At 71.6% G+C, this 10,833-nt stretch carries 8 protein-coding genes; 5 read left to right on the top strand and 3 right to left on the bottom strand.

The genetic code is table 11. The features are described from left to right. Positions 1-76: 76 nt before the first annotated feature. From sucB to ABIC52_RS06495, 3 genes are all read right to left on the bottom strand, one after another. Positions 77-1,573, bottom strand: coding sequence for a 2-oxoglutarate dehydrogenase, E2 component, dihydrolipoamide succinyltransferase (gene sucB, locus ABIC52_RS06485; protein WP_354026902.1), 1,497 nt, complete (start codon positions 1,571-1,573; stop codon positions 77-79). A gap of 73 nt (positions 1,574-1,646) precedes the next feature. Then, positions 1,647-3,020: a dihydrolipoyl dehydrogenase gene (gene lpdA / locus ABIC52_RS06490; protein ID WP_126890782.1), complete on the bottom strand. Its 1,374-nt coding sequence runs from the start codon at positions 3,018-3,020 to the stop codon at positions 1,647-1,649. 153 nt (positions 3,021-3,173) lie between these two features. After that, on the bottom strand, positions 3,174-4,655 hold the full coding sequence (locus ABIC52_RS06495) for a leucyl aminopeptidase (RefSeq protein ID WP_354026903.1): 1,482 nt from the start codon (positions 4,653-4,655) through the stop codon (positions 3,174-3,176). Between the two features lie 76 nt (positions 4,656-4,731). Between ABIC52_RS06495 and ABIC52_RS06500 the strand changes: the two genes are divergently transcribed. From ABIC52_RS06500 to ABIC52_RS06520, 5 genes are all read left to right on the top strand, one after another. Then, positions 4,732-5,664, top strand: a complete 933-nt coding sequence (locus tag ABIC52_RS06500; protein ID WP_126890568.1) for a proteasome assembly chaperone family protein — start codon at positions 4,732-4,734, stop codon at positions 5,662-5,664. Positions 5,665-5,815: 151 nt separating this feature from the next. Beyond that, positions 5,816-7,141 (top strand): MFS transporter, encoded by a 1,326-nt coding sequence (locus ABIC52_RS06505; RefSeq protein WP_126890569.1) that lies wholly within the window; start codon positions 5,816-5,818, stop codon positions 7,139-7,141. 192 nt (positions 7,142-7,333) lie between these two features. Then, positions 7,334-8,626, top strand: coding sequence for an RNA polymerase sigma factor (locus tag ABIC52_RS06510; RefSeq protein WP_126890570.1), 1,293 nt, complete (start codon positions 7,334-7,336; stop codon positions 8,624-8,626). A gap of 4 nt (positions 8,627-8,630) precedes the next feature. Then, complete coding sequence (locus tag ABIC52_RS06515; protein WP_209676954.1) at positions 8,631-9,890, top strand: MurT ligase domain-containing protein; 1,260 nt, start codon at positions 8,631-8,633, stop codon at positions 9,888-9,890. Next, positions 9,887-10,660 carry a type 1 glutamine amidotransferase gene (locus ABIC52_RS06520; RefSeq protein ID WP_209676956.1) on the top strand — a complete coding sequence of 258 codons (774 nt, stop codon included), beginning with the start codon at positions 9,887-9,889 and terminating at the stop codon, positions 10,658-10,660. Before ABIC52_RS06515 ends, ABIC52_RS06520 begins: the two co-directional genes overlap by 4 nt. Positions 10,661-10,833 lie beyond the last annotated feature (173 nt).

Genomic DNA, 10,833 nt, shown 5'->3' on the forward strand with positions numbered 1-10,833 from the left:
GCCCGGACCCGGAACGCCGGACGGCCCCGGTCCCTCGAGGGGACCGGGGCCGTCCGGTGTGGATCGGACCGTCGACTCAGTAGCCGAGGTTCGGGCCGAAGTTGCCCTCCTCGAGACGGTTCTTCACCGCGACGAGGTACCGCGACGCGTCCGCGCCGTCGATGATCCGGTGGTCGTACGACAGGGCGAGGTAGACGAACGAACGGATCGCGATCGCCTCCTGTCCGTCGACCTTCACGACCGCCGGGCGCTTCGTCACGATGCCCGTGCCGAGGATCGCCGACTGCGGCAGGAACACGACGGGGGTGTCGAACAGCGCGCCACGCGAACCGGTGTTGGTCAGCGTGAACGTGCCGCCGGCGAGCTCGTCCGGCTTGAGCTGGTTGTTGCGGGTGCGCTCGGCGAGGTCCGCGATCGCCTTCGAGAAGTCGGCGAGCGACAGGCCCGAGGCATCCTTGATCACCGGGGTGAGCAGGCCGCGCTCGGTGTCGACCGCGATCGAGACGTTCTCGTGGTCCGGGTAGACGATCTCGTCACCCTCGACCGTGGAGTTGATCTTCGGGTGCGCCTTGAGCGCCTCGGACGCCGCGAGGGCGAAGAACGGCATGAAGCTGAGCTTCGAGCCGGTCTTCTCGAGGAACTCGGCCTTGTTCGCGTCACGGAACTGCGCGACCTTCGTGACGTCGACCTCGACGACGCTGGTGAGCTGTGCGGTCGAGGTCATCGACTGCACGGCACGCTCGGCGACGACCTTGCGGAGGCGCGTCATCTTCTCGCGGGTGCCGCGGAGCGGCGAGGTCTCGGCCACGAACGGACCGGCGGCAGCGGCGGCCGGAGCCGACGAACCGGCGGACGACGCCTTCGCGGCGGCGGCGAGCACGTCCTCCTTGCGGATGCGGCCACCGACCCCGGAGCCCGACACGGTCGACAGGTCGACGCCCTGCTCGTTGGCGAGCTTGCGCACGAGCGGCGTGACGTAGCCGGAGGCCGAGGCGTCCTGGTTCGGGTTCGGCACCGACGCCGAGGCGGCCGCACCCGACGCGGCGGGAGCCGGGGCAGCGGCCGGAGCCGGGGCAGCGGCCGGAGCCGGGACCGCTGCCGGCACGGCGGCGGGCGGCGGCACCGGAGCAGCCTGCGGGACCGGGGGAGCGGACGGCGCCTGCGGAGCCGCCGGCTGGGTCTGGCCACCGGGTGCCGGGTCGGCCTGCTGCGGCTCGGGAGCCTTCTGCTCCTCGCCCTGCTCGGTGCTCGGAGCCGTCTCGGGCTCGGTCTGCTCGGCTGCGGCGGCGTCCTGGTCCGCGCCCTGGTCGTCCGACGAGCCGGAGTCCGAGCCGGAGCCGTCGCCGATCTTGACCAGCGCGGTGCCGACCTCGACGGTCTCGTCCTCCTGGACGAGGATCTCCTCGACGACGCCGGCGATCGGCGACGGGATCTCGGTGTCGACCTTGTCGGTCGAGACCTCGAGCAGCGGCTCGTCGACCTCGACCCGGTCACCGACGTTCTTCAGCCATCGGGTGACCGTGCCCTCGGTGACGCTCTCGCCGAGCGCCGGGAGGTTGACGGATTCGCTCATCGGGTGGGCTCCTGTTCGCGGGTTGCTGTGGTGGTGGTTGTCATTGTCTCGGTGCGCACGGTGGACGTGGTCGTCACAGCGCGTGCAGCGGCTTGCCCGCGAGGTGGAGGAAGGCCTCGCCCAGTGCCTCGTTCTGCGTCGGGTGCGCGTGGACGAGCGGTGCGACGTCCTCCGGGTGCGCCTCCCAGTTCACCGCGAGCTGGGCTTCACCGATGAGCTCACCGACGCGCGCGCCGATCATCGAGACGCCGACGACCGGGCCGTCGACGACACGGACGACCTTGACGGCACCCGAGGTGCCGATGATGTGGCTGCGGCCGTTGCCCGCGAGGTTGTACTCGTAGAAGTCGACCTTGTCCTTGCCGTACTCCTCCTCCGCCTTGGCCTGGGAGAGACCGACCGAGGCGACCTCGGGGTCGGAGTAGGTGACCTTCGGGATGTTCGTGTCCGAGATGACGACCGGGTTCAGCCCCGCGATCTCCTCGGCGACGAAGATGCCCTGCTGGAAGCCGCGGTGCGCGAGCTGCAGGCCGGGGACGATGTCGCCGACGGCGTACACGTTCGGCAGGTTGGTGGCCAGGCGCTCGTTCGTGGTGACGAAGCCGCGGTCCATCGCGACGCCGACCTCGTCGAAGCCCATGTTCTGCGTGAGCGGGCCACGGCCGACCGCCACGAGGAGCACGTCGCCCTCGTACGTCTTGCCGTCCTCGAGCGTCACGACGACGCCGTTCTCGTGCTGGTCGACGTGGTCGAACCGGACGCCGAGCGAGAACTCGATGCCGCGCTTGCGGAACGCGCGCTCGAGCTGCTTCGACATCGACTCGTCCTCGGCGGGGATGAGGTGGGGCAGGCCCTCGACGATGGTGACCTCGGCGCCGAAGGACTTCCAGACGCTGGCGAACTCGACGCCGATGACGCCGCCACCGAGGATGACGACCTTGTTCGGCACGTAGTCCATCTTCAGCGCGGTCTCGGACGTGATCACGCGGCCGCCGATCTCGAGGCCCGGCAGCGACTTCGAGTACGAACCGGTGGCGAGCACGACGTTCTTGCCGGTGACGGTCTGGTCGCCGACCTGCACCGTGTTCTGCGAGGTCAGGCGGCCCCAGCCCTCGACGACGGTGATGCCGCGGGCCTTGACGAGCCCCTGCAGGCCCTTGTACTTCGAGTTGATGACACCCTGCTGGTAGTCGATGACCTTCGGCACCTCCACCCCGGCGAACTCGGCGATCACGCCGTACTTCTCCGCGTCGCGGGTGGCGTCGGCGACCTCGGCCGCGTGGAGCAGCGCCTTGGTCGGGATGCAGCCGCGGTGCAGGCAGGTCCCTCCGAGCTTGTCTCCCTCGATGAGCGCGACGCTCATGCCGAGCTCAGCGGCCCGGAGCGCAGCGGCGTAGCCACCACTGCCGCCACCGAGGACCACGACGTCGTAAGTCTGTTCCGTCACCTGGTGCAACTCCCTCGTGCGTGTCGGGATCCCGGTCGGACCCCACTGGACACCGCGGCGGCGGCGTCCGACGGTCGGACCGCATGGTTCCGGTCCCGTCCCGCTGGTTCCGGCGGACGCGCGTCGGTGCGCAGCCCGCCGGACACCAACCTACTACCTGGACTGGAGCTCTTCTGCGAGCCCGACGAGCGTCCGGAGCATGACTCCGGTCGCTCCCTTGCCGAGCCAGCCGTACCCGCCGCCCTTGTGCTCCGAGGGGCCGGCGATGTCGAGGTGCGCCCACTCGATGCCCTCGCCGACGAAGCGCTCGAGGAACTTCCCCGCGAGGAGCATGCCGCCGGCCGGGTTGCCGACCGTCGCGTTGACCATGTCGGCCACGTCGCTGGCCAGGCGCGCGTCGAGCTCCTCGGGCAGCGGCATCGGCCAGATCGGCTCGGACACGGCGTCGGCGACCGCGCGGACACGGGCGACGAGGTCGTCGCTGCCCATCAGGCCGGTCGTCCGGTCCCCGAGGGCGACGACCTGCGCACCGGTGAGCGTGGCGACGTCGACGATCGCGTCGGGCTGCTCGAGCGATGCCGCCGCCATGCCGTCGCCGAGGACGAGTCGGCCCTCGGCGTCGGTGTTCGTGACCTCGACGGTCTTGCCGTTCTTCAGCGTGAGCACGTCGCCGGGGCGCGTCGCGGAACCGGACGGCATGTTCTCGGCGAGGCAGAGCCACGCGGTGATCTTCGTGTCGAGCCCGAGGCGCGCGGCGGCGATCGTCGCGGCGAGCACGGTCGCGGCGCCGGTCATGTCGGTCTTCATGCCGAGCATCGACGCGGCGGGCTTCAGCGAGAGGCCGCCCGAGTCGAAGGTGATGCCCTTGCCGACGAGGGCGAGGTGCTTCGACGCCGACGACGGCTCGTAGCGGACGACGACCAGGCGCGGCGGGCGCTCCGAGCCGCGGCCGACGCCGAGGATGCCGCCGAAGCCCTGTTCCTCGAGCTGCTGCTCGTCGAGGACCTCGACCGTGAGCGGGAGGCCCTCCGCCTGCGCGACGGCGACGTCGGCGACGTCCGCGGGGCCGAGGTCACCGGCTGCCGTGTTCACCAGGTCGCGGACGAGGGCGGCCGCATCGGCGACGATCGCCGGGCGGACGGTGGCGTCGGCGGCGGTGTCGGCCGGCGAGACGACCTCGATGCGCTGGTCACCACGGGCCGGAGCGGTCGTGCCGGTGCCCTTGTGGCGGGTGAAGGCGTAGGAGCCGAGTGCCGCACCCTCGAGCGCGGCCTCGACGAGCTCGGCCGAGTCGGTGGGCAGCGCGAGGGCGATCGACGACACCTGGGGCAGCTGTCGGACGGCGCTGCCGGCGGCGGCGCGGACGGACGCCGCGTCGACCGTCGAGCCGAGGCCGACGAGCGCGATGCCGGCCGCGGCGACGCCGGTGCCGGGCAGGCGGACGAGCTGGTCCTTCGCGCCGGTGACGCCGACGGAGCCGAGGTCGAGGTCGGCGAGTGCGTCGAGCGCGCCGGCGGCGCTCGTCGCGATCGCGGGGGCGCCGCCGTCGGTGCCCGCGCGGACACCGAGCACGAGGACGTCGGCATCGACGTCGGAGGGGGTCGAGGTGGTGGTGGAGAGCGTCGGTCGGACCATGCGCCAAGCCTAGCCAGCACGTGTTCGCCGAGAGCGTCGGGTCGCCGCGCAGGGTCGGTCGGGGGTGCCGCCTAGCATGGGGACGGTGAACCACCCCGAGGACCTGTACTCCGCTCCCGACGGCGCGCCGACCGTCCCGGCCGGGCTGCACCTGGTCGCGGGCCTGACCGGCTTCGTCGACGCCGGGTCCGCCGTCGCACAGGTCGCGACCTCGATCATCGACGGCCTCGAGCACGAGCTCGTCGCGGAGTTCGACCCCGACGTCCTGCTCGACTGGCGCGCACGTCGGCCGGTCATCACGTTCGAGCACGACCACATCACCGCCGTCGAGCCCCCGCGTCTGGCCCTGCACCTCGTGCGCGACGAGCTCGGGCAGCCGTTCCTCTTCCTCACCGGGTACGAGCCGGACTTCCAGTGGAACCGCTTCGTCGACGCGGTCACGGGCCTCGCCGAGCGGCTGCAGGTGGCGGACACCACCTGGCTGCAGTCCATCCCGATGCCGGTCCCGCACACGCGCCCGATCAGCCTGACGGTGTCCGGTACCCGTGCCGACCTCGTCGAGCAGATGAGCGTCTGGAAGCCGGAGACCCAGGCCCCCGCGAACGTCCTGCACCTGGTCGAGCACCGGCTGACGCAGCTGGGCGAGCAGGTCACCGGGCTCGTCCTGCTCGTCCCGCACTACCTCGGCGACACCGAGTTCCCCGACGCCGCGGTCACCGCGCTGTCCAGCATCTCGGCGGCCACGGGGCTGATCTTCCCGACGGACGCCCTGCGGGAGTCGGACCGCGAGTTCCGGACCCGGGTCGACGAGCAGGTCGCGGGGAACCCCGAGCTCCAGCGTCTGGTCGGCGTGCTCGAGGAACGGCACGACACGTACATGGAGGGCAACCCGGTCGCGTCGCCCCTGACGAACGTCGACGGCGAGGTCCCGACCGCCGACGCGATCGCGGCCGAGCTGGAGCGCTTCCTGGCCGACCGCCGTCCCGACGGCGACGCGCCGACCGACTGACGGCGACCGCAGGCCGGCGGCGGCGTTCGGAGCGACTGACGGGGAGCACCCGCACCGCGTCCGGCCCGGAGGCTCCTCCACAGCCCGCACCGCGCCTCCCGTCCTCCACAGCCCGCGTCGGGCGCGGGGCGCGCGTCGGTAGCCTGGTCGGGTGAACTCCCGCCGTGCCTTCCTCGTCTGGGGCGTCGCGGTGCTCGCCTACGTCCTCGCCGTCGTGCAGCGCTCGTCGCTCGGCGTCTCCGGGGTCGACGCGCAGGACCGCTTCGCGGTCTCGGCGGCGGTCCTCTCCACCCTCGCCGTCGTGCAGATCGCCGTCTACGCCGGTCTGCAGATCCCGGTGGGCATCGCACTCGACCGGGTGGGTCCGCGGAAGCTCGTCCTGCTCGGCGCCGCGCTGCTCGTGGTCGGGCAGGCGGTCGTCGCCTTCTCGCCCACCATCGGTCCGGCCATCGCGGGTCGGGTGCTCGTCGGCGCCGGTGACGCGATGACGTTCATCTCGGTGATCCGTCTCGTCCCGATGTGGTTCAGCGGTCGGATCCTGCCCCAGATCTCGCAGTGGACGGGCAACCTCGGCCAGGTCGGGCAGGTCCTGTCGGCCTTCCCGTTCGCCGTGCTCCTGCACACCGCAGGGTGGACCCCGGCGTTCGGGGTCGCCGCGGCCGCGAGCCTTGTCGGCCTCGTGCTGGCGGTCGTCTTCGTCCGCAACGGCCCGGTGGCGGTGCGCACCGACACGATCCCGCTGCCCCTGCCGCACTCGTGGCGCGGCGCCCTCCACACGTTCGGGCACGCACTGCGCCGCCCGGGCACGCAGCTCGGCTTCTGGTCCCACTACGTCACGCAGTCGTCGGGCACGGTGTTCTCGCTGCTCTGGGGTGTCCCGATGCTGCGCGGTCTCGGCTACAGCCCGTCCGCGGCCGCGGGCTTCCTCACCGTCATCGTCGTCACGGGCTTCGTCGCGGGGCCGGTGCTCGGCGTGCTCTGTGCCCGGTTCCCGCTCCGTCGGTCGAACCTCGTGCTCGGCATCGTCCTCGCGCTCGGCGGGGTGTGGACGGCCGTCCTCCTCTGGCCGGGGCACCCACCGACGTGGCTGCTCGTCCTGCTCGTGCTCGCGATGGGCGTGGGCGGCCCCGGCTCGCTGATCGGTTTCGACTTCGCCCGCAGCTTCAACCCGGTCGGGTCGCTGGGCTCCGCCAACGGGGTCGTGAACGTCGGCGGGTTCCTGGCCGCCTTCGTGATGATGTTCCTCATCGGGACGCTGCTCGACGTCGTGTCGGGAGCGACGGGGCGGACGGTCTTCGCCTGGGAGAACTTCCGCGTCGCGCTCACCGTGCAGTACGTGGTCGTCGGGTTCGGCGTCGTCATGCTGCTGCTCGCGCGCAGGCGCACCCGGCGGGAGATGCACGCACAGGACGGAATACGGGTGGGACCGCTCTGGGTTGCACTCGTTGCGCGCCTGCGGAAGAAGGCCGTGCAATAATGGAGGACGGACCCGTTCGGGCCTCTCGTCTCCACGTCGCCTCGTCGCGCCGCGGGAACCGGGGGACTTGACATGGGTCCTCATGCTGCCCGGAACGGTAGGACCTGACGACGCGGGAGACCGCGGCCCAGGCCCTGGGCGGCGAGGGAGGCCACGACCCCACGAACGTGGCACGACGAGAGAGGTGATCGCATGGCTGCCCGGAGCACGACGATCGATCCCACGAAGGACACCGAGCCCGAGGCCGTCGCGGCGGACGACGCCGACGCGGCCGAGGGGAAGGCTGCGCCGAAGAAGCGCGCCACCAAGACCACCGCCGCGAAGAAGCCCGCAGCGAAGGCCGCACCGAAGAAGACCAGCACGCGCGCCAAGAAGCAGGCCGACGACGACGACGAGGACGACGAGGTCGTCGAGCCCGCCGACGACGCCGTCGACACGACCGACGACGCCGAGGACACCGAGACCGAGGAGAAGGGCGCCAAGCCGGACGCCGCAGCAGCGGTCGCCGCGGGCGCGCTCGTCATCTCGCAGTCGGACGACGACGAGGCCCCGGTCTACTCGACGACGATCACCGGTGCCACCGCCGACCCCGTCAAGGACTACCTGAAGCAGATCGGCAAGGTCGCGCTCCTCAACGCCGAGCAGGAGGTCGAGCTCGCGATGCGGATCGAGGCCGGCCTGTTCGCCGAGGACAAGCTGCAGCACTCGACCGGGCTGTCGAAGCCCGAGGAGCGCGAGCTCCGCTGGGTCGCCCGCGACGGCCAGCGCGCGAAGTCGCACCTGCTCGGGGCGAACCTGCGCCTGGTCGTCTCGCTCGCGAAGCGCTACACCGGCCGAGGCATGCAGTTCCTGGACCTCATCCAGGAGGGTAACCTCGGTCTGATCCGTGCGGTCGAGAAGTTCGACTACACGAAGGGCTTCAAGTTCTCGACGTACGCCACCTGGTGGATCCGTCAGGCGATCACCCGCGCCATGGCCGACCAGGCCCGCACGATCCGCATCCCCGTCCACATGGTCGAGGTCATCAACAAGCTGGCCCGCGTGCAGCGCCAGATGCTGCAGGACCTCGGTCGCGAGCCCACGCCGGAAGAGCTCGCCCGCGAGCTCGACATGACCCCGGAGAAGGTCGTCGAGGTCCAGAAGTACGGCCGCGAGCCGATCTCGCTCCACACCCCGCTGGGCGAGGACGGCGACTCGGAGTTCGGCGACCTGATCGAGGACACCGAGGCGGTCGTGCCGGCCGACGCGGTGGGCTTCACGATGCTGCAGAAGCAGCTCGAGAGCCTGCTCGACTCCCTGTCCGAGCGCGAGGCGGGTGTCATCCGCATGCGCTTCGGCCTCGGTGACGGTCAGCCGAAGACCCTCGACCAGATCGGTGACACGTTCGGCGTGACGCGCGAGCGCATCCGTCAGATCGAGTCGAAGACGATGGCGAAGCTCCGCCACCCGTCCCGGTCGCAGTCGCTCCGCGACTACCTCGAGTAGGCCGATGCGCTTCCTCATCCCGATCCTGGTCGGGCGGATCCTCCGCGCCCTCGCTCGTGCGCGGGGCGGCGGGTCCGCCTACCCGGGCTACATCGTCCTGAAGCTCGTGCCGGACTTCCTGCAGCACGTGACGAAGCAGTTCCCCAACGGCGTCGTCTTCGTGCTCGGCTCGAACGGCAAGTCCACGACGACGCACATGATCTCGGACATCGTCCGCGCGCACGGCCTCCGCGTCTTCACGAACCCGTCGGGCGCGAACCTGCCGCAGGGCATCGCTTCGGCGCTGCTGTCGGAGGTGTCGCTGACCGGCCGGCTCAAGGCGGACATCGGCATCCTCGAGGTGGACGAGGCCTTCGCGGTCGAGCTCGCCGGCATCCTGTCGCCGTCGACGGTGACGATGCTCAACGTGCAGGTCGACCAGCTCTACCGCTTCTTCGAGACCGAGCGCGTCGCGACGATGATGCTCGACACCGCGGCGCTGTCGACGGCGAACGTCATCACGAACCGCGACGACCAGTTCCTCGACGCGTACGCGGGCCGCTCGGGTCAGCGCGTGCTCCGCTTCGGTGCGAGCGCCGAGGTCGTCGCCGCGGCCCCGAACGGGCTGCAGAACGCGGACGACTTCGACCGGACCGCCGGCGAGCCGAACCCGGCGGAGTCCGAGGTCGTCGTGAACACGGGCGACGGTGCGACGATCCGCTTCGACGGCACCGACATCCCCGTCCGCCTGCCGGCGCGTGGTCTGCACTACGCGGTGGACGCCGCTGCGGCGACGGCGACCGCGAGTGCCGCGCTCGGCGCACAGTTCCGCGCGAACGCCGTGACGAAGGCCTTCGGCACGATGAAGCCGGCGTACGGCCGCGGTGAGCGCCTGCCCATCGCCGGCGAGTCCGCCGAGTTCACGATGTTCAAGAACGCAGCCAGCCTGCAGCTCAACCTCGACGCCCTGCCGGACCGCCCGGAGCAGGTCCTCATGGCGATCGACGAGGGCACGCCGGACATCTCGTGGATCTACGACATCGACTTCTCGAAGCTCGACCACGTGGACGTCGTGTCCGGTGACAAGGCGTGGCAGATCGCGATCGCACTCGAGCACGCCGGTGTCCGCATCGGCCGGGTCGAGCCCGACGTCGAGGCCGCGATCCGGTACATGGAGCAGCTCGGCCCGACGACGTCGGGCACGAAGAACTTCATCGTCAACTACGAGATCATGATGATCGCCCGCAAGGCCCTGGGCCACGGGGACATGGAGAAGACCGCATGACGGCCGAACGGCTGACCATCCTGCACGTCTACCCGCGTCAGATGGGCGTCTCGGGGGACCGCGGCAACGTCGTGGCTCTCACGCGTCGCGCCGAGGCCGCCGGCATCGCGACCGAGGTCGTCGAGTACGCGCCGGGCGACGACCTGCCGACCGCGGCCGACGTCGTCGTCGTGGGCAACGGTCCGCTCAGCGCGATGCGCTCGCTCGGGGCCGACGTCGCGCGGATCGGGGCGCCGCTCCGCGACCTCGCCGCCTCGGGTGTGCCCGTCGTGGCGGTCGGCGGGGGCTTCGACCTCGCCACCAACGAGGTCGTCCCCACCGAGGGCTCGCCCGTCGCGGGCTTCGGTGTGTTCGACGCGCGCGCCGTCCGTGGTGCCGAGCGCCGGGTGAACTACTTCGTGCTCGACACGCGCTACCCCCTCCTGCCCGGAGCGTCGACGCGTCTCGCCGGGTTCGAGGACCACGCGACGCGCATCGAGCTCGGCGCGGGCGTGGAGCCCTTCGCGGACGTCGTCTCCGGTGGCGGCAACCAGGCCGGGTCCGCCGTCGAGGGAGCGGTCTCGGGTTCGTCCTTCGGGACGCACACGCAGGGGCCGATCCTGCCGCTCAACCCGCAGCTGACGGACGCGGTGCTCGCCGCCGCGACCGCGCGACTCGGTCGCGAGTACGCGCCGGACCCGGAGCGGACGGCGACCATCGACCGGTACGCACGCGAGGCGCGCGCCACCGTCGACCGCTACGTCGACAAGGCGTTCAAGCGGATCGCCTGACGCGACCCCCGAACTCTGTCGCGACCACACGAACGAACGGGAGGCGCGGGGGGCCCGGGCCCCCCCCCCCCCCCCCGGGGGGGGGGGGGGGGGGCCCCCCGCGCCCCGCCCGGGGGGGGGGTGGGGGCGGGCCGAACCGCCCGGGGGGCAGACCACGACAACGCCCGCCCCAA

The organism is Curtobacterium oceanosedimentum, assembly GCF_040545555.1.
In the GTDB taxonomy this organism is placed as follows: domain Bacteria; phylum Actinomycetota; class Actinomycetes; order Actinomycetales; family Microbacteriaceae; genus Curtobacterium.

Coding starts and splice junctions, on each gene's coding strand:
- sucB (WP_354026902.1), bottom strand. CDS start 1,573: ATGAGCGAATCCGTCAACCTCCCGGCGCTCGGCGAGAGCGTCACCGAG.
- ABIC52_RS06495 (WP_354026903.1), bottom strand. CDS start 4,655: ATGGTCCGACCGACGCTCTCCACCACCACCTCGACCCCCTCCGACGTC.
- ABIC52_RS06500 (WP_126890568.1), top strand. CDS start 4,732: ATGGGGACGGTGAACCACCCCGAGGACCTGTACTCCGCTCCCGACGGC.
- ABIC52_RS06510 (WP_126890570.1), top strand. CDS start 7,334: ATGGCTGCCCGGAGCACGACGATCGATCCCACGAAGGACACCGAGCCC.
- ABIC52_RS06515 (WP_209676954.1), top strand. CDS start 8,631: ATGCGCTTCCTCATCCCGATCCTGGTCGGGCGGATCCTCCGCGCCCTC.
- ABIC52_RS06520 (WP_209676956.1), top strand. CDS start 9,887: ATGACGGCCGAACGGCTGACCATCCTGCACGTCTACCCGCGTCAGATG.